The organism is Janthinobacterium sp. ROICE36, from assembly GCF_002869965.1.
Taxonomy (GTDB): domain Bacteria; phylum Pseudomonadota; class Gammaproteobacteria; order Burkholderiales; family Burkholderiaceae_D; genus Janthinobacterium.
Genome location: NZ_PEBS01000004.1, coordinates 114,056 through 132,462 on the forward strand (window position 1 = coordinate 114,056; position 18,407 = coordinate 132,462).

The 18,407-nt window shown below is 61.8% G+C and carries 19 protein-coding genes; 10 read left to right on the forward strand and 9 right to left on the reverse strand.

The window, feature by feature from the left end; genetic code table 11:
• Positions 1-44 precede the first annotated feature (44 nt).
• Positions 45-812: a class I SAM-dependent methyltransferase gene (locus tag CSZ94_RS03165; RefSeq protein ID WP_102120165.1), complete on the reverse strand. Its 768-nt coding sequence runs from the start codon at positions 810-812 to the stop codon at positions 45-47.
• 104 nt (positions 813-916) lie between these two features.
• Here CSZ94_RS03165 and CSZ94_RS03170 point away from each other — a divergent pair, with 104 nt between their 5' ends.
• The 3 genes from CSZ94_RS03170 (at position 917) to lpxC (ending at position 3,679) form a co-directional block, all read left to right on the forward strand.
• The gene (locus tag CSZ94_RS03170) at positions 917-1,690 is read left to right on the forward strand and encodes a helix-turn-helix domain-containing protein (RefSeq protein ID WP_102120166.1); all 774 of its coding nucleotides are present in this window, start codon (positions 917-919) and stop codon (positions 1,688-1,690) included.
• 149 nt (positions 1,691-1,839) lie between these two features.
• The gene (locus tag CSZ94_RS03175; RefSeq protein WP_102120205.1) at positions 1,840-2,682 is read left to right on the forward strand and encodes a DMT family transporter; all 843 of its coding nucleotides are present in this window, start codon (positions 1,840-1,842) and stop codon (positions 2,680-2,682) included.
• A gap of 61 nt (positions 2,683-2,743) precedes the next feature.
• The gene (gene lpxC / locus CSZ94_RS03180; RefSeq protein ID WP_102120167.1) at positions 2,744-3,679 is read left to right on the forward strand and encodes a UDP-3-O-acyl-N-acetylglucosamine deacetylase; all 936 of its coding nucleotides are present in this window, start codon (positions 2,744-2,746) and stop codon (positions 3,677-3,679) included.
• 14 nt (positions 3,680-3,693) lie between these two features.
• Here lpxC and CSZ94_RS03185 read toward each other — a convergent pair whose 3' ends face one another.
• Positions 3,694-4,203 carry a DciA family protein gene (locus CSZ94_RS03185; protein WP_099665424.1) on the reverse strand — a complete coding sequence of 170 codons (510 nt, stop codon included), beginning with the start codon at positions 4,201-4,203 and terminating at the stop codon, positions 3,694-3,696.
• A gap of 278 nt (positions 4,204-4,481) precedes the next feature.
• Here CSZ94_RS03185 and secA point away from each other — a divergent pair, with 278 nt between their 5' ends.
• A complete protein-coding gene (secA, locus tag CSZ94_RS03190; RefSeq protein WP_102120168.1) occupies positions 4,482-7,250 on the forward strand; it encodes a preprotein translocase subunit SecA in 2,769 nt (922 codons plus the stop codon).
• An 87-nt stretch (positions 7,251-7,337) separates the two neighbouring features.
• On the opposite strand, the gene CSZ94_RS03195 is transcribed toward secA, so the two are convergent.
• Positions 7,338-8,618: an alpha/beta hydrolase gene (locus CSZ94_RS03195; RefSeq protein ID WP_180977343.1), complete on the reverse strand. Its 1,281-nt coding sequence runs from the start codon at positions 8,616-8,618 to the stop codon at positions 7,338-7,340.
• 245 nt (positions 8,619-8,863) lie between these two features.
• Between CSZ94_RS03195 and argJ the strand changes: the two genes are divergently transcribed.
• The 5 genes from argJ (at position 8,864) to CSZ94_RS03220 (ending at position 12,147) form a co-directional block, all read left to right on the forward strand.
• Positions 8,864-10,102 (forward strand): bifunctional glutamate N-acetyltransferase/amino-acid acetyltransferase ArgJ, encoded by a 1,239-nt coding sequence (gene argJ, locus CSZ94_RS03200; protein WP_102120170.1) that lies wholly within the window; start codon positions 8,864-8,866, stop codon positions 10,100-10,102.
• On the forward strand, positions 10,099-10,980 hold the full coding sequence (locus tag CSZ94_RS03205; RefSeq protein WP_102120171.1) for an ATP-binding protein: 882 nt from the start codon (positions 10,099-10,101) through the stop codon (positions 10,978-10,980). Before argJ ends, CSZ94_RS03205 begins: the two co-directional genes overlap by 4 nt.
• Positions 10,977-11,399: an NUDIX domain-containing protein gene (locus tag CSZ94_RS03210; protein WP_102120172.1), complete on the forward strand. Its 423-nt coding sequence runs from the start codon at positions 10,977-10,979 to the stop codon at positions 11,397-11,399. The genes CSZ94_RS03205 and CSZ94_RS03210 overlap by 4 nt, the downstream gene beginning before the upstream one ends.
• Before the next feature lie 115 nt (positions 11,400-11,514).
• The gene (locus CSZ94_RS03215; protein WP_102120173.1) at positions 11,515-11,724 is read left to right on the forward strand and encodes a FitA-like ribbon-helix-helix domain-containing protein; all 210 of its coding nucleotides are present in this window, start codon (positions 11,515-11,517) and stop codon (positions 11,722-11,724) included.
• A gap of 6 nt (positions 11,725-11,730) precedes the next feature.
• Positions 11,731-12,147: a VapC toxin family PIN domain ribonuclease gene (locus CSZ94_RS03220; RefSeq protein WP_102120174.1), complete on the forward strand. Its 417-nt coding sequence runs from the start codon at positions 11,731-11,733 to the stop codon at positions 12,145-12,147.
• Positions 12,148-12,150: 3 nt separating this feature from the next.
• On the opposite strand, the gene yacG is transcribed toward CSZ94_RS03220, so the two are convergent.
• The 6 genes from yacG to CSZ94_RS03250 form a co-directional block, all read right to left on the reverse strand.
• Complete coding sequence (yacG, locus tag CSZ94_RS03225; protein ID WP_034748814.1) at positions 12,151-12,342, reverse strand: DNA gyrase inhibitor YacG; 192 nt, start codon at positions 12,340-12,342, stop codon at positions 12,151-12,153.
• Positions 12,343-12,360: 18 nt separating this feature from the next.
• A complete protein-coding gene (zapD, locus tag CSZ94_RS03230; RefSeq protein ID WP_034748811.1) occupies positions 12,361-13,116 on the reverse strand; it encodes a cell division protein ZapD in 756 nt (251 codons plus the stop codon).
• Positions 13,117-13,178: 62 nt separating this feature from the next.
• Positions 13,179-13,826, reverse strand: a complete 648-nt coding sequence (gene coaE / locus CSZ94_RS03235; RefSeq protein ID WP_102120175.1) for a dephospho-CoA kinase — start codon at positions 13,824-13,826, stop codon at positions 13,179-13,181.
• 34 nt (positions 13,827-13,860) lie between these two features.
• Positions 13,861-14,730, reverse strand: a complete 870-nt coding sequence (locus tag CSZ94_RS03240; protein ID WP_102120176.1) for a prepilin peptidase — start codon at positions 14,728-14,730, stop codon at positions 13,861-13,863.
• Positions 14,731-14,837: 107 nt separating this feature from the next.
• Positions 14,838-16,034: a type II secretion system F family protein gene (locus tag CSZ94_RS03245; protein ID WP_102120177.1), complete on the reverse strand. Its 1,197-nt coding sequence runs from the start codon at positions 16,032-16,034 to the stop codon at positions 14,838-14,840.
• Positions 16,035-16,107: 73 nt separating this feature from the next.
• Entirely contained in the window at positions 16,108-17,580 is a 1,473-nt protein-coding gene (locus CSZ94_RS03250; protein WP_258000748.1) for a DHA2 family efflux MFS transporter permease subunit, read from the reverse strand.
• A 208-nt stretch (positions 17,581-17,788) separates the two neighbouring features.
• Here CSZ94_RS03250 and CSZ94_RS27510 point away from each other — a divergent pair, with 208 nt between their 5' ends.
• Positions 17,789-18,406 carry a hypothetical protein gene (locus CSZ94_RS27510; protein WP_146009724.1) on the forward strand — a complete coding sequence of 206 codons (618 nt, stop codon included), beginning with the start codon at positions 17,789-17,791 and terminating at the stop codon, positions 18,404-18,406.
• Position 18,407 lies beyond the last annotated feature (1 nt).

Sequence of the window (18,407 nt, forward strand, 5' to 3'; positions counted from 1 at the left end):
GCGCTTCTTGTTTGCATGAAAACGGCGCCATCGGCGCCGTTTTTTTATTGCACCTGCGGCTTGGTCGCTTCGAACATGGCCGCATCGATGCTGAACGAATAATCGTCCTGCAGCGCGAAGTATCGCCGCGCTTCCTCGGGCGCGCCATCGAACAGATTGCGGATGGCCGAGACTCTTTCGGTGGGCGTGCGCATGCGCGCCACCCACTCGTCAAACTGCATGGTCAGTTTCCACACGCAGCGCAAGCTGTGCGTAAAGCCTGCGTTGTCGAATTTGGCGCCCCACTCGCAGGTACGGTAGTCGCGCACATGGGAAGCGTCGCGCAGCATTTCCACCGCCTGCAAGGTGCTGTCGTACAGGGCCGTCTTGGGCGCGACGATGTCGACCACTAATAAGGTGCCGTTCGGGCGCAGCACGCGCCAGGCTTCGGCCAGCGCTGCCGCCACGTCGTTCCAGTGGTGCGCGGAAAAGCGCGTGACGACCATGTCGAAGCTGGCGTCGGCAAAGGGCAAACGGGCCACGTCGCCCTGCTGCGTGCTGATGTTGTGCAAGCCTCGCTGCGCCTTCGCATGCTCGACCACATCGAGCATGGGCTGCGCCAGGTCGTAGGCGACGACCGATTGCGCCACGGGGGCGACGGCAAAGCTGGCGTGGCCGGCGCCGCAGCCCAAGTCCAGTACGGCCGGCTTGCCATGGCGGCGCACGCATTCCTGCATCAGCACCAGGTCTGCGCCTTGCGCGTGTACCGCGCTGCTCAGGTAGGCGTTGGCCGTTTTGCCAAACTGTTCGGTGACAACATCGTGCTGCTGCATGGTTTTCTCCTGTTGATGGGTGAGTTCCTGCAGAATAGGGATAAAATTATCCTGTAACAAGACCATAACTTATACTGGTATATCTATTACCATGCATCCCTGCCATGTCGAGCAAACTCGCTGAATTCATCCGTGCGCGGCGCGAAGCCGTCACTCCCGCCATGGCCGGCTTACCCGGTGGCGGGCGCCGGCGCACGCCCGGTCTGCGGCGCGAAGAGCTGGCGCAACTGTGCGATGTCAGTCCTACGTGGCTGACGTGGCTGGAGCAGGGGCGGCCCGTGTCGGCCTCGGCCAAAATGCTGGCCCGCCTGGCGCAGGTGCTGCAGCTGAGTGCGGCCGAGCGCGGCTATCTGTTCGAAGTGGCCGACAAGCATGACCCCAGCCATAGTACGGGCGAGGGCGGGGGGCTTGCCGCCACCGAACTGGCTGCCATCGTCGGCGCCATCGACGCGCCCGCGTACATCCTCGACCGGGAATGGAATGCCGTGGCGTGGAATAGGGCGGCATCCATGCTGTTTGCCGGCTGGCTGCATGGCGAAGCGGCCGCGCCGAACCAGCTGCGCTTCATGTTCCTGGAACCTGGAGCGCGTGACCTGGTCGTCGGCTGGCCCGAGCGGGCGCAGCGCCTGGTGGCGGAGTTCCGTGCCGACATCGGCCGGCAGGCGGACCAGGCGCCGCTGGCTGGCCTGATCGCCGAACTGGCCGACGCCAGCGTTGAATTTCGCCAGTGGTGGGGCACGCAGCAGGTGCTGGGCCGCGATGGGGGATTGCGCCAGTTCCAGCATGCGCAGCAGGGGCTGCTGGAGTTCAATCAGGTGACCTTGCACCTGGCGCGCCAGCATGAATTGAAACTGGTGATGCTGTTGCCGGTGTCATAAGGTAAGCGGTCGCGCTTGCTATAATCGGGCTGACGGTGTGGCCTTGCCAACCGGTCCTGGCTCCGGCCGTCGCCATGATGACGGTCCCGTTCTTTTGCCCGGAGTCTGTCCTGATACCCCGCAACCAAAACCTGCGCAGCATCTATGTGATGCTGGTCGCCGTCGCCATGTTTTCCCTGATGGACACGGCCATGAAGCTGCTGTCAGCCCATTATCCCGCCATGCAGGTGACGGCCTTGCGCGCCCTGTCGTCCCTGCCGCTCGTCTGCCTGTACCTGCTGTACCGGAGCGCCTTCAAGAACGTGCTGAAGGTGCGCTGGCCGCTGCACTTGCTGCGCGGCGCGCTGGGCGTGCTGATGATCACCCTGTTCGCCTACGGCTTGAAGCGCATGTCGCTGGCCGAGACGTATGCGCTGTTCTTCGTCGCGCCCTTGCTGATCACGGTCCTGTCGGTGTTTATCCTGAAGGAAAAAGTCGACCTGGCGCGCTGGTGCGCGATCGCCGTGGGTCTCCTGGGGGTGCTGGTGGCGCTGCGTCCGGATGGCTCGGGATTCTTTTCGCTGGCCGGCCTGGCCGTGCTGGGTTCTGCCGCCTGCTACGCCATTTCAGCCGTCACGGGCCGCATCCTGAGCCGCACGGATGCCAGCGAAAGCATGGTCTTCTGGTTGATGCTGATGATGGCCATCGGCGGCGTGGCCCTGTCGGCGCATGAGTGGGTAAGCATCCGGCCTGAAGACTGGTGGCTGCTGGCGGGCCTGTCTGTCAGCGGTTTCCTGGGGCAGCTGGCCATCACGGAGGCCTTTCGCTTTGGCAAGGCGTCCAGCGTGGCGCCGTTCGAATACTCGGCCCTGGCCTGGGGCATGGCCCTGGACTGGCTGCTGTGGCGTGCCCTGCCCGACGAATACACCCTGATCGGCGCGGCCATCATCATCGGCAGCGGGATTTACCTCGTGCGCAAGGAGGCTGTGCACGCCGAGAGCGAGCATCCATGATGCCGAATGGTGCTTTTTTCGGCGGCAGGCATGCCGGGCCGCAACTGGATATAATCGTGAAATGTTAAAACAACGCACTATCAAACAACAGGTCCGTACCATCGGCGTCGGTTTGCACTCTGGTACCAAGGTGGAACTGACCTTGCGTCCTGCCGCGATCGACACGGGCATCGTGTTTCGCCGCATCGACCTCGATCCCATCGTCGAGTTTCCCGCCAGTGCCATGGCCGTCGGTGATACGCGCATGGCGTCCGTGCTGATCAAGGATGGCGCCAGGGTGTCTACCGTGGAACATCTGATGTCGGCCGCGGCCGGCATGGGCATCGACAATATGCTGATCGACGTGAATGCGGAAGAGATTCCCATCATGGACGGTTCCGCCTCGTCCTTCGTCTACCTGCTGCAGCAAGCCGGTGTCGAAGAGCAGGCAGCGGCCAAGAAATTCATCAAGGTCATCAAGCCGGTGGAAGTGCGTCACGGCAAGGGCAACGCGGAGAAATGGGCGCGATTGTCGCCGTATGACGGCTTCAAGCTGGACTTTTTTATCGAATTCAACCATCCTGCCGTCGATGGCACGATGCAGCGCGCCTCTGTCGATTTCGGCGACGTGTCGTACGTGCACGACGTGGCGCGCGCGCGCACCTTTGGCTTCATGCAGGATGTGGAAAGCTTGCGCGGCATGGGCCTGGCGCGTGGCGGTTCGCTGGAAAACGCCATCGTCATGGATGAATACCGCATCCTCAACGCCGATGGATTGCGTTATGAAGACGAGTTCGTGCGCCACAAGATTCTTGACGCCATCGGCGACCTGTACCTGGTGGGCCACCCCTTGCTCGCGTATTACACGGCGCACAAGTCGGGCCATGCACTGAACAATCAGCTGCTGCTGGCGCTGCTGGAGCAGCCGGATGCGTATGAAATCGTCTCGTTCGATACCAACGAGGCGGCGCCGCAGTCTTACCTGCGTCAAATGGTGCGTGAGTGGTCGTTGACCTGAATTAATCCTTCGGTTTAATCTTTCGGTTCGCGGTGGTGGCGCACCATGTTGCGCAGCGCCGCGATCAGCTGTTCGTTCTGCTTCGACGCAGGCAGGGCCGTGCTCAGCTCTTCCAGGGCCGACATGGCTTTTTCCGGCAAGACCAGCGCCCGTGTATGCACGATGGGCGCGATGCTCTTGATCACTTGTACTTTCAGCTTGATGCCGGAGATCTGCCAGCCTTTTCTTTCCAGTTCCCCTTGCAATTTCGGTAATTGCTGCTTGAGCTTGGCCGCCAGCGCCGCGTTCGGCGTGGCCAGCACCAGTTGGCCGCTCTCGAATTGCAGGATGTCGCAATGCTCGAACATCGCCGGCAAGGCTTTGGCGCAGTCTTTTTGCAGGGCGGCCAGGCGTGTGACGGTGGGCATCAGGGATGCCATCGTGGCGTTGCCGCGCAGAAAATCGGTTGCGCCCGTGACGGCCGGGCCAGAACGGGCAAAGCCGTAGCCGCGGCGCGGTGCCGGAGAGTAAGTGGGAGTTCGCATGGCCGAAACATAGCACACTCGCCCGCGCATGACGAGTGCGGCGGCGGGTACGGCGCAAGCTGGCCGCTCGTATTGCCTTTCAGTATGGGAAATGTCCGCAATTTCTGCCATGTGTTTGTCATTAAGCTATTGTTATATGGTGCATTAGCCCAACCTTGGCGGGACGCATGATAAAATCATCGTCTTTTGCCATAGTCGAACTCCGTGCGGTCACGCGATTGTTACCTCGTTGTCACCTACCGAGCTTTTTTTAACGGCGTTTTTTCAAGAATTCAAGCATGTCATTACTGACCCAGATTTTCGGTAGCCGCAACCAGCGGCTGCTCAAGCAATACCAAAAAACGGTACGCGAGATCAATGCGCTCGAGCCGGCCATCGAAAAGCTGTCGGATGCCGAGCTGCAAGCGAAGACGCCTGCCTTCAAGGAACGCATCGCCGCTGGCGAATCGCTCGATGCCTTGTTGCCGGAAGCCTTTGCCGTCTGCCGAGAGGCCAGCAAGCGCGTCCTGCGCATGCGCCACTTCGATGTACAGATGATCGGCGGCATGGTTTTGCATTTTGGCAAGATCGCGGAGATGGGCACGGGCGAGGGCAAGACCCTGATGGCAACCTTGCCAGCCTACCTGAATGCCTTGTCGGGCAAGGGCGTGCATATCGTCACAGTCAATGATTACCTGGCGCAGCGCGATGCCGAGACCATGGGCCGCCTGTATGCCTGGCTGGGCCTGTCGACGGGCGTGAACATGTCGCAGATGGAGCACAGCGCCAAGCAGCAGGCGTACAACTCCGACATCACGTATGGCACGAATAATGAATTCGGTTTCGACTTCTTGCGCGATAACATGGTCTACGAAGCGCGCGAGCGCGTGCAGCGCAGCCTGAACTTCGGCATCGTCGATGAAGTCGACTCGATCCTGATCGATGAAGCGCGTACGCCTTTGATCATTTCGGGCCAGGCCGAGAACCACACGGACCTGTATTACAAGATCAATGAAGTGCCTGCGCTGCTGACTTTGCAGATCGGCGAAGAAACGCCTGATGGCAAGGGCAAGGTTGACGTGCCGGGTGACTACACCAAGGATGAAAAGGCGCACCAGGTGCTGTTGACGGAAGCGGGCCACGAAAAGGCCGAGCGCATCCTGATGGAAATGGGCTTGCTGCCGGAAGGCGCATCGCTGTACGATTCGGCCAACATCACCCTCGTGCATCACCTGTATGCGGCCCTGCGCGCGCATGCGCTGTACTTCAAGGATCAGCACTACGTGGTGCAGAACAGTGAAGTCGTCATCGTCGATGAATTCACGGGCCGTCTGATGACGGGCCGCCGCTGGTCCGATGGCTTGCACCAGGCCGTCGAAGCGAAAGAAGGCGTCAAAATCCAGAACGAGAACCAGACCCTGGCCTCGATCACCTTCCAGAACTACTTCCGTATGTACGCCAAGCTGGCCGGCATGACCGGTACGGCCGATACCGAAGCCTACGAGTTCCAGGAAATCTACGGCCTGGAAACGGTCGTGATCCCGCAAAACCGTCCATTGCAGCGCAAGGACCGCCAGGATCAGGTCTACAAATCGTCGGCCGAAAAATACAACGCGATGTTGAACGACATCCGCGACTGCTACGAGCGTGGCCAGCCCGTGCTGGTGGGTACGACCTCGATCGAGAACTCGGAACTGTTGTCGGGCATCCTGACCAAGGCCGATTTGCCGCATAACGTGCTGAACGCGAAACAGCATGCCCGCGAAGCGGAAATCATTGCCCAGGCAGGCCGTCCGAAAGCCATCACCATCGCCACCAACATGGCAGGTCGCGGTACGGACATCGTGCTGGGCGGCAACGTCGAGAACCAGATCAAGTTCATCGAAGCCAATGCTGAGCTGAGCGATGCCGACAAGGCCGCCCAGTCGCAGACCTTGCGTGATGAATGGCAATCGCTGCATGACCATGTGGTCAATGCGGGCGGCTTGCACATCATCGGTACCGAACGTCACGAATCGCGCCGCGTCGACAATCAGCTGCGTGGCCGTGCCGGCCGCCAGGGCGATCCGGGTTCGTCGCGCTTCTACCTGTCGCTCGACGACGCGCTGTTGCGCATCTTCGCCGGCGACCGCGTGCGCGCCGTGATGGACCGCCTGAAAATGCCGGAAGGCGAACCGATCGAGGCGGGCATCGTCTCGCGTTCGATCGAATCGGCCCAGCGCAAGGTTGAAGCGCGCAACTTCGACATCCGCAAGCAATTGCTGGAATACGATGACGTCGCCAACGACCAGCGCAAGGTGATTTACCAGCAGCGTAACGAGCTGCTGGAAACGACAGACATTTCGGACATGATCGGCTCGCTGCGCCATGGCGTGTTCACCGACCTGGTGCACGAGTACGTGCCGCACGAATCGGTGGAAGAGCAATGGGATATCAAGGGCTTGGGCAACACCTTGTCCAGTGAATGGCAGCTCGACTTGCCGTTGCAGGCGATGCTGGAAGCCGATTCGACCCTGACGGACGACGAGATCCTGGAAAAAGTGCTGGTCGCGGCCGATGCCGTGTACCAGTCGAAGATCGATATCGTCGGCAAGGAATCGTTTGGCGGCTTCGAACGCAATGTCATGCTGCAGAGCGTGGACAGCCACTGGCGCGAACACCTGGCGGCGCTCGATCACCTGCGCCAGGGCATACACCTGCGCGGTTATGCGCAGAAGAACCCGAAACAGGAATACAAGCGCGAAGCGTTTGAACTGTTTGGCCAGATGCTCGACATGATCAAGAACGACGTCACGAAACACGTGATGACGGTGCGTATCCAGTCGCGCGAAGAAGTCGATGCGGCCGAACAGGCGCTGCAGCAGTCGCACTTGGAAAACGTGCACTACCAGCACGCCGAGTTCGATCCGAACGCGGCGCCGGAAGAACTGCTGGCGCCTGTGGCCGGCGGTAACATGGACAATGTTGACGACATGAGCGTGAGCATGGGCGTCAAAGTGGGTCGCAACGACCCATGCCCTTGCGGCAGCGGCAAGAAGTACAAAGCCTGTCATGGAAAATTGGCGTAAAGCCGGTTTGACAGCTTGAACAAAAAACGGAGACCGCGGTCTCCGTTTTTTTATGTCCGCGATGGCATGAGCTGCGTGTTCATGTGTTCAGGGAAATGCCCAGTATTGCGGCGCCTGCGACGGAATGCCTTTCAAGCCGCCACGGTTCCTTGCCCGTTGCCCCGTCTTGATCATGGTGGCGATATCGGTCAGCAAGAGGCGGTTGCTGGCGAAGTAATCGTGTCCCATGAAGTTCATGATGACGGTCGAGGCATCGACGAGTTCCATGCCGGGGATGCCGACGACGGGGCCGCGGATGTCGCCTATCCTGTCCCAGTCGGCAAAGGTGTAGGAAGCGCGGATGGCCTTGTCGTTCGCGGACGCGTACAGGGTGGTGGGGAGCTTGAGGCTGGCAAAACGGGGGGCGATCTGGTCGCGGAAGACATCGGCATTGATGTCCGGCGCCGCCAGCACGACCTGCTTGAACAGGGGTAGCAGGTCGGGGCGTTTTTCCAGCAGGTTGGCCAGGGCCACGGTCATCGGGCGGTTGCCCATGCTGTGGGCGATGAGGTAGATATCCGTGGCGGAAGAATGTTCCGCGAAGTCGGCCAGGAAGGCCTGCAGGTGCGCCTGCGTCCATTCGGCCGAATTCTGGTCGTATTCATAGCCAGCCAAGGTGCCTTTCGACGGCCAGCTGTAAAACACGGGCAGGGCGCCGATATCGAGGTCGACTGCCATCTGCGCCGTGCGCCGGGCCGCGTCGTCAAACGAGTTGCTGTAGCCATGGATGTAGATGAACGCCGCCTGCCGTTCCGGGGCAGCCTGTATCCTGGCCTTGACGGTGGCGAGAAAATCCGTGCGCGACAGGCGCGTGGCTCCCTTGATCAACACATATTTTTGCGCATTATTGCTGGACAGGATGGCGTACCAGGGCGGCAACGGCAGTTCGCCCGGCGCTCTTTTTTCAGGGATGCTCACCACGACGCTGCCATAGCTGAGGTAGGGCGCCGCGCGGTTGGGCTGCCCGCCATAATTATGGCTGCGGGGCTGGTATTGCCTGTCGGTGGCGTAATACACGGTGACGTGCATGGCGCCGACTGGCGCAGTCTCGTTGCCGGACGTCAGCGTGCCGCCGCTGCCGGTGCTGCCGACCAGATTGCCGAGGTTGCTCAGCAAGCCACCCATGCCCGACCATGCGCTGCCCGACGGCCTGATCGTCGATGGCTGCGCTACCTCGGCAGGCGGCGCTTCAGATGCCAGTTCGGCAGAGTCGCCGTCCAGACGGTACGCCACGCCATCCTGCACCGTACAGGCCGTCAACCAGGCCAGCAGGCAAAACAGGCATAACAGACGCAACAGGCATGACAGACCCGCATCGCTGTGCTGCATTCGGTTTGACTGAGCTTGCGCCATGACATCCTCTCTGGCCGGTGCGATGGCATGAATCACCATCGTCCATGCCCCTACCTTAGCGCCGCCAGGTGGCATGGTTCTGATAAATCGCAAACCTGGCCACGCTGCCGACCCGCTTCGGCGCAGCCGGGGCCGTTGCGACTATTCATTTGCCGTATGTTCAACGGCGCCGCGAAGGCGCTACAATAGCGCTTCCCTTTTCCCTCGCAGAAGAAATCACCATGGCCGTCAATTCTCCCAAGCCCGTCGCCGCCGACTTGAAAGCCGTCGCCGGCATTGAAATCGGTGTTGCCGAAGCCGGCATCAAGAAACCCAACCGCAAGGATTTGCTGGTATTGAAACTGGCGCCGACGGCCACCGTGGCTGGCGTGTTCACCCTGAACCGCTTCTGCGCGGCGCCCGTGCAAATTTCGAAAGCCAACCTGGCCGTCGTGACGGCAGGTGCCGCGCCTATCCGCGCGCTGCTGGTCAATACGGGCAACGCGAATGCGGGCACGGGCGAATCGGGCCTGGCCGATGCGCAGGCCAGCTGCGCCGCGCTGGCCGAGCTGCTGGGCTGTACGCCGCAGCAGATCCTGCCGTTTTCCACCGGCGTGATCCTCGAACCCTTGCCCGTGCAGCGCCTGGTGGCCGGCTTGCCGCAAGCCGTGGCTGCGCTGACTTCGGACAACTGGTTCTCGGCCGCCGAAGCCATCATGACCACCGACACGCAGCCGAAAGCCGGTTCGCGCACGCTCACCATCGGTGGCCATGCGGTGACCCTGACGGGCATCAGCAAGGGCGCCGGCATGATCAAGCCGAACATGGCCACCATGCTGGGCTTTTTGGCGTTTGACGCCACCGTGGCCCAGCCCGTGCTGGACCAGCTGGTGAAGCAGGCGGCAGACAAATCGTTCAACTGCATTACCATCGACGGCGATACATCCACCAATGACTCGTTCATGCTGGTGGCCACGGGCGCCGGCAGCCTGGTCATCGATTCGATCGATACACCGCACTATGCGGAACTGGCCGCTGCCGTCACCGAACTGTCGACCTTCCTGGCGCAAGCCATCGTGCGTGACGGCGAAGGCGCGACCAAGTTCATGACCGTCACCGTGGAAGACGGCCGTAACGTGGAAGAGTGCCGCAAGATCGCCTATTCCATCGCCCATTCGCCACTGGTGAAAACGGCCTTCTTCGCGTCGGACCCGAACCTGGGCCGCATCCTGGCCGCCATCGGCTATGCGGGCGTGGACGACCTGGACGTGGGCCAGCTGAACCTGTACCTGGACGACGTGTGGGTGGCCAAGAATGGCGGCCGCAACCCGGACTACCAGGAGCAGGATGGCCAGCGCGTGATGCAGCAAAGCGAAATCACCATCCGCGTGAAGCTGGCGCGCGGCGCTGCCACGGCCACCCTGTGGACGTGCGACCTGTCGCATGACTACGTGTCGATCAACGCCGACTACCGCTCATGACCGGCCTCGATCAATTCCTGCTGCGCGCGGAAAGCTTGCTGGCGCGCGTGGAGTCGATCCTGCCGCAGGCGGTCCCCACGCCGGACTGGAACAGCTTTGCCTTCCGCTGGCGCCGGCGCCAGGGCGCAGCAGCTTATTTGCAGGCCGTGGCCCACGTGTCGTCCATCGCTTTGGATGACTTGCACAATATCGGCACGCAAAAAGCGCAGATCGAGCAGAACACGCGCCAGTTCGTCGGCGGACGTCCGGCCAATAACGTGCTGCTGACGGGCGCGCGCGGCACGGGCAAGTCTTCCCTGATCAAGGCGTGCCTGAACCAGTTCGCCAGCCAGGGCTTGCGCCTGATCGAAGTGGATAAAGCAGACCTGGCCGACTTGCCTGACATCGTCGACCTGGTGGCGGCGCGTCCCGAGCGCTTCATCATTTTTTGCGATGACCTGTCGTTCGAAGAGGGCGAGAGCGGCTACAAGGCGCTGAAAGTGGCGCTCGATGGCAGCATCGCCGCGCAATCGGACAATGTGCTGATCTATGCCACGTCGAACCGACGTCACCTGATGCCGGAACGCATGTCCGACAATACCAGCTACAAGACGGACGACGATGGCGATTTGCATCCTGGCGAGACGGTGGAAGAGAAAATCTCGCTGTCCGAGCGCTTCGGCCTGTGGCTGTCGTTTTACCCGTTCAAGCAGGACGATTATCTCGATATCGCCGCCCACTGGCTCGCTTCCTTCGGCTGCACCCCGGAGCAGATCGCGGCAGCGCGCGGCGACGCCCTGCGCTGGGCCTTGCAGCGCGGTTCGCGCTCGGGCCGGGTCGCCTGGCAATTCGCGCGCGATTATGCTGGGAAACTACCTGCGGGAAAGTTGCCGCAATGAGCGAAGTGAAAGTGAAACCGGTGGACGTGGCCGTCGGCATCCTGATGAAGCCGAATGGCGACGTGCTGCTGGGCCAGCGCCCGGCCGGCAAGCCGTATGACGGCTATTGGGAATTTCCTGGCGGTAAAGTCGAACCGGGCGAAGCCATTTTTGATGCCTTGAAACGCGAGTTTGTCGAGGAACTGGGCTTGTATATCGACAGCGCCGAGGCCTGGTGCGGCGTCGAATATGTGTATCCGCACGCCCATGTGCGCCTGCATTTTTATATCAGCCGCGAATGGCGGGGCGAGCCGCAAAGCCTGGAAGGGCAGGCGTTCGCCTGGCAGGGCACGGTCGGCGTGGAACCCTTGCTGCCTGCCACCATTCCCCTGCTGGAATGGCTCGACGAGGTACGCCGGGAATCCCTGGCGCCTGCCTGATCTGGTGCCGGCTGGCAGCGCCATGCTGCGCGCTGGCGCAAGCTTTCCTCCTGCTTTCCTTGCATTGGCGCTGCTTTGCGCTACAGTGCTTGCATCAAGCACCGGGGAGTCTCGCATGCCGCTGACACTGACCTTTAGCGATACCGATGAATTGTTGCTCGCCGCGCTGCACAAGCGTGCCCGCGCGCATGGGCGCAGCATCGAAGAGGAGCACCGCGACATCCTGCGCAACGCCTTGCGGCCGCTGCCGAAGCGCCCGCTCGACGATATTTTGCGCAACATGCCCGACGTGGGGCCGGATGTGGATTTCGCACACCGTTCCTGAGCTAGCATGGACGCTTACCTGGTCGATACGGATGTGATCGTTGCAGCGCGCAAGGGAGGCGCTGCACCGGCGGGCGTGAGCGCCTTTTTCGAGCGGGTGGCGCCTGAGGCGCGCTATGTGCCGGTACAGGTAATCGCGCAGTTGCGCGCAGGCTTACAGCGCAGCTGGCGGCGCGAAGCGGTGCTGGAAGCACTGGCGCTGGAAGGCTGGCTGGAAGCCGTGTTGGCAGAGTATGCGCCGCAGCTGCTGGAATTCGACCTCGATTGCGCGCTAGTGTGGGCGCTCCTGCATGCGCGCGGCCACACGCACGGCGTGGATGGACAGATCGCGGCGATGGGTATCGCCTATGGCTTGACGGTGGTCAGCGGCCGGCTCGACGGTTTCGTGGCGCAGGGGCTGCGCCTGGAAAATCCGTTTATCTGAGGATTACTGGGGCTTGTTGTCTTCGTCTGCGAGAGGATCTTCAAACGGATCGGCAGCGGGGATCGTGTATTTTTCTTCGGCCCAGGCACCCAGGTCGATTTGCTTGCAGCGTTCCGAGCAGAAGGGGCGGAATTTGTTGGCTTCAGTCCACTCGACTTTGGCGGCACAGGTAGGGCAGTTAACGACGGTCATGATGGGGAAAATAAGTAACAGTTAAAAATTACAGAGCGTCAGCTCGAACGGGACATCTTCTTCCAGTGGCTTGGGTTTCAAGTCGCCACCCTGGGTAGTGAAGCGTACCCACAGCATATATTTGTTGGCGGAAATTTCCGGGATGGCGCCGCTGTTTTCATCCAGGCTCAGTCGGAGCATCTGGTATACCTTGCCTTGCAGCATTTGCTGGTAGCTGCCGCCATTGGCGATCAGTTTAACGGGGCCGCCGGAATCGCGCAGCAGGCGCAATACCAGGGCCAGCGCATCGAACAGGGGCGCTAGCGGGGCAAACCAGGCATGGATATCGGTCAGGCGCTGCTCGGAACTGCGTTTTTGCCAGGCAAAGTAGGAAGGCAAGTCGAATTCGCAGGCGCCGCCGGGGATGATGGTGCGGCCGCGGATGCTCATCAGCCATTCATTGTCGCGGATATTCTGCCCCGTCTTGCCCTGCGCCGCTACCAGGGCACCGCTGACACTGTCGAGTTCACCGAGGATGGCGTCCAGGGTTTCCGGCTCCACATTCGGATTGCTGCGGTAGCCCAGCAGGCTTTGGCGCTGGCGCTCGAGTTCCTGCAGCAGGTCGGACTTCAGGTCGGCGCGGCCGGCCACTTCGAGCATGTCGAAAATGGTTGCCAAGGCAACATGGTGCTGCATTGCATGCTCTTGCTGGATGAAGAACTTGAATTTGTCGTACAGGTCTTCCAGCCGCAACAAGGTACGAATGCGTTCGTTGAAAGGGTATTCGTAGACAATCAAAATAATTCCCTTAAGTAAGGACCTGCAAACAATCCCGTGATTTTGAACCAAGCGTCGACAAATTACAAACGTTGCAGCCCGATTCCGGCCATTCTTTTTGAAAATGCCAGATATAAATCGTGCAACTGGGCAATCTGCGGCGCCAGGGCGGCCAAATCGCCATGGTTGTCGATCACATCGTCCGCCGCCGCCAGGCGCATGGCCCGCGTGGCTTGCGTGGCCATGATGGCTTTGACTTGTTCTTCCGATAAGCCATTGCGTGCCATCACGCGCGACACTTGCAGGCTTTCCAGGCAATCGATGACCAGCACGCGGTTGACGCGCTCCACCCATCCGCCGGACTCGACGAGCAGGGGCACGGCGAATATCACATAGCTGCCCGTCGCTTCGGCGGCCGCCGCCAGGGTGGCCTGGCGGATGCGCGGATGCAGGATGGCTTCCAGTCTGGCCTTGGCCTTGGCGTCGGAAAACACGAGCTTGCGCATTTTTGTACGGTCGAGGGCGCCGTGCGCATCGGCGTAGTCCGGGCCAAATTGCGCCACCAGGGCAGGCATGGCGGCGCCATTCGGCGCCGTCAGGCTGTGGGCGATCTGGTCGGTGTCGACGATGGAGGCGCCGCGCGCGGCGAACAGATCGGCCACGGTGCTCTTGCCGCAACCGATGCCGCCGGTGAGACCCACGCTGAAATAAGGGACGTTTTGTCGTTGCATGTGTTTTTCCATAAGGTGCGCGGTGCTGCGCCGGTCAGCCGGTCAGGCCCAGCGTGAGGCGCGCCAGGGGCGTGCCGTACAGCAGGGCGATCAGACCCGCCGCCGCCAGGTAGGGGCCGAACGGAATGGGTTTGTCGCGCCCTCGCTTGGCGAAGACGATCAGGCCGATGCCGACTACGGCGCCGACCAGCGACGACAACAATATGATCGTCGGCAACATGGTCCAGCCCAGCCAGGCACCCAGCGCCGCCAGCAATTTGAAGTCACCATAGCCCATTCCCTCCTTGCCTGTCGCCAGCTTGAAGGCCCAGTACACGGCCCACAAAGCCAGGTAGCCGGCGGCCGCGCCGATGACGGCGTCTTGCAGCGGCACGAAGGTGCCATTGATATTGACCAGCAAGCCCGCCCACAGCAGGGGGAAGGTGAGGTCGTCCGGCAGCATTTGCGTATCGGCATCGATGAAGGTCATGGCGATCAGCAGCCAGGCAAACACGAGCGTGGCCAGGCCCGTCCAGCCGCTGCCGAAGTGCCAGATCAAGATGGCCGATAGTGCAGCCGTCAGCAGCTCCACCAGCGGATAGCGCACGGAGATGGGCGCTTGGCAGGCACTGCACTTACCGCGCAGCAGCAGGTAGCTGATGACGGGAATGTTTTCCATGGCCGTGATGCGGTGGCCGCAAGCGGTGCAGTGCGAGTGCGGCAGCATCAGGTTGTAGCGGTCTGTGTGGGGCAAGGGCAAGCCGCTTTCTTGCGCCACATAATTATCGGATTCGCGCTGCATCATTTTCGGCACGCGGAGGATCACCACGTTGAGGAAGCTGCCGACGATCAGGCCGAACAGGGCGGCGACGAGGGCGACGGGCAGATTGCCGGGCGCGGCGAACAGCAGGGTATCTTGCAGCATGGTGGATTGGTCAGAGGTGGTGAATGTTGCCGCGCAAACATTGCCTGGCACTGCCGCAGTGTAAAACATCTGCCAGCGCATGGGAATGTTTTGCGCAGGGCGATCAGTCAAATCACGGCGCCCAGCTTGAAAATCGGCAGATACAAGGCGATCACGAGGGCGCCCACCAGCACGCCCAGCACCGCTATCAGCGCCGGTTCCAGCAGCGACGACAGGATGGTCACCGTGCTGTCTATCTTCGCTTCAATGATCTCGGCCGCGCGCGACAGCATGGCGTCGAGCGCGCCCGATTCCTCGCCGATCAGGGCCAGTTGCGTCAGCAGCGGGGGAAACACGGCGCTGTGCTCCATCGCCAGGGCCAGGCTGCCGCCGGCGCGGATTTCACGTTCGATGCGCGTCGTCGCTTCCTGGTATAGCGCGTGGCCGGAGGCGGCGCCCACCAGGCCGAGCGAGTCGAGCAGCGGCACGCCGGCGGCAAACATGGCGGCCAGGGTGCGCGTCCAGCGGGCAATCGCCGCCTTGCGCAGGAGCGGGCCGAACACGGGCAGGCGCAATGCCCGCAGTTGCATGTTGCGCCGCAAGGCCGGCCAGCGGCGCCAGGCCAGGTACGATAGCAGCCAGGCCAGCATGAGCGCCGCCAGCAAGGCCAGCCAGTAGCGCACGAGAAAGGCGGACACGCCCATGACGAGCAGGGTGGGCAGCGGCAAGGGCGCACCGAAGCTGTCGAATACCTGGCGGAAGGCGGGCACGACCACGCTCATGATGATGGCAGTGACAGCGATGGCGACGAGCACGATGGCCAGCGGATACATCAGCGCACCGCGCACCTGTCGCCGCAGGGCGATGGCTTTTTCCTGGTGCGTGGCCAGGCGCGCCAGCAAGTCCTGCACGATGCCGGCCTGCTCGCCGGCCGCCAGCAGTTTGCAATACAGCTCGTCAAACAGCAGGGGAAACTGGCGGAATGCCTGCTGCAGGCTGCTGCCCGCTTCGATGTCGTGGCGCAAGTCGCGCATCAGCTCGGTGACGGCGGGTTTGGCGTGGCCCTTGCCGGCGATGTCGAAGGCATGCAGCAGCGGTACGCCGGCCGCCATCATGGTCGACAGCTGGCGCGTGAACAGCGCGATATCCTTGTGCGCGATGGCCTTGCCGGGCGCCGCGCGCGCCGCCTGCACCCTGGTAGCTAGGATGCCCTGGCGCCGCAAGACCAGGCCGGCAGCGGCGGCATCGGCGGCGCGCAAGATGCCATCGACCGCCTTGCCATGGCGGTCCGTGCCCTTCCATGCAAACCGCCGCTCGGTTGCCATGCGCACCTCCTGCCGTCACGGTAGCAGTGTCAGGAAAAAGCACCAGCCGCGCTGGAGGCAAGCTTGATCTGGCTCAGCCTTTTGTGCTTTGTACTTCCGTCTGTACCAGGGCCTGGGCCTTCACGTCGGCTGCATCTTCCTCGTCGCTGTCGGTGCCCTTGCTGATGCTTTCGCCATCGTCGCGGCGCAAGGTCCAGAATGTCAGCGAGGACAGCACCGTCAGGGCGGCCAGGGTGAGGAAGGCGTGGTGCAGTGCGGTGCTGAGCATGCTGCGGTCCGACTGCGGCATGTCGCCCAGGTACCAGCCCGTGATCAGTGAACCGAAGGCCAGGCCAAAGCTCATCGACAGTTGCTGCATTGAGCTGGCGATGGTGCTGGCCATGCTGGAGTCGGCCTTGTCGACATCGGCATACGCGATGGTGTTCATGCTGGAAAATTGCAGCGAATTGAAAAAGCCCATGCACAGGCTGATGGCGACGATCACGTACAGGGACGTGCCCGCGCCCACCTGCGAAAACATGGCAATGGTGATGCCGATCAGCACAGTGTTGACGATCAGCACCTGGCGGTAGCCGAAGCGGGCCAGTACGCGGGCGGAAATGAATTTCATGCCCATGGCGGCGGCCGCCGACGGCATCATCAGCAAGCCCGATTGCCAGGCGGGCAAGCCCAGACCCAGCTGGTACAGCAGCGGCAGCAGGAAGGGCAGTCCGCCCACGCCCAGGCGTGTAACAAAGCCGCCCACCACGGAAACGCGGAAGGTACGGATCTTGAACAGGGTCAGACGCAGCAACGGGTGCAGCACTGCGCTCGAATGCCAGGCGTACGCGGCCAGCAGGCTGATGGAAATGAACAGCAGCACGGCCGCCGAGGTGGGGTCGATCTTGTGCTCGCCAAAAATTTCCAGCAGCCAGGATAGCAGCGCGATGCCCGTGCCGAACAGCACCAGGCCGATCAGGTCCAGCGGACGGGGTTTGTCGCCGTAGTAATCGGGCATGTAGCGGTGCGCCAGGTACAGCGCCGCCAGGCCCACGGGCACGTTGACAAAGAAAATCTCGCGCCAGGACAGCCAGTGCACGATCAAGCCTCCCACCGTGGGCCCCAGCAGGGGCCCGATCAGGGCGGGGATGATGACAAAATTCATGGCCGCCAGTAATTGCGATTTGGGAAACGTACGGATGATGGTGAGCCTGCCTACCGGCATCATCATGGCCGCGCCCACTCCTTGCAGCAGGCGCGCGGCCACCAGCATGGGGGCATTCACCGATAGGCCGCACAGGATGGAGGCGATGGTAAAGATGGCAACAGCGGCGGAAAACACGCGCCGCGTGCCGAAGCGGTCGGCCATCCAGCCGCTGATGGGGATGCACACGGCCAGGCTCAGAATATAGCTGGTGACGACGGCCTTCAGGCTGAGCGGCGTCACGTTGAGGCTGGCGGCCATGGCGGGGATGGCGGTGTTGACGATGGTGGAGTCGAGTTGCTCCATGAACAGGGCGGTGGCAACCACCCAGGGAAGGTAGCTTTTAATCGGGGAACTGGTCATGGGTGCGAGCCTGAGGAGGAGAAACGGAGCCGACAGTACGACGAATTGTCACATAAATGGCGTAGGCGTGCCGCCGGCGCCGTCCATTCTGGCAGCGTGCCGGGGGCAGAGTCCATGGAGCATTTGTTCCATGACAATAGATTGCGGGCAAGGCTAGCAGGTGTTTTCTGGCAGCTCCGGCCTCTTCTTTCTTCGAAAGTCACACCACATGAAAAATGCATTTACGTTTCGCGTGCTGTCGACACAGTTCGGCTTGAGCGACCGCAGCGGCACGTTCAGCGCGACCACTACCGGCAATTTCACCACCTACATGGCAACGGATTTCAGCGTCACCGTCGATGCGCGCACGCGTCTTCTGTCAGGCAATATCAAATTGGGTAATATTGTCTCGACCGTCAGCGGTACGGCTTATGCCGTCAGCGATGTAGCCAAGCTGGCCGGCAGCTATATTTTCCTGGGCGCCATGCGCAATGCAGCGAACGGTGCTGACCGTTTCCATCCGAAAGGCAGTCTCAAGATCGTCGCCGACGGAACGGCCCAACTGTGCCATGGCGGTGTTTTCGATGCCCAGGGCGCCTGTTCGGCCCTACCTGACCCTGATCAAGGATGCAAAGAATGGCTTGCTCGTATCCCGCCAGGGTGGCCAGGACTTCGGCATCGTGCATGTGCACGCGTGGGACCGTGGGCTGGCGCTGTTCATCGACCGCTACAGCCGCAACCAGGAAAACGTCATGCGCGTGGGCACCATCGTGGCGGCCAAACGTCGAGCATGGCGATCGAGTTTTCGACCGACCGGTCGTACATGGGCATGTGCCTGAAAAAATAGT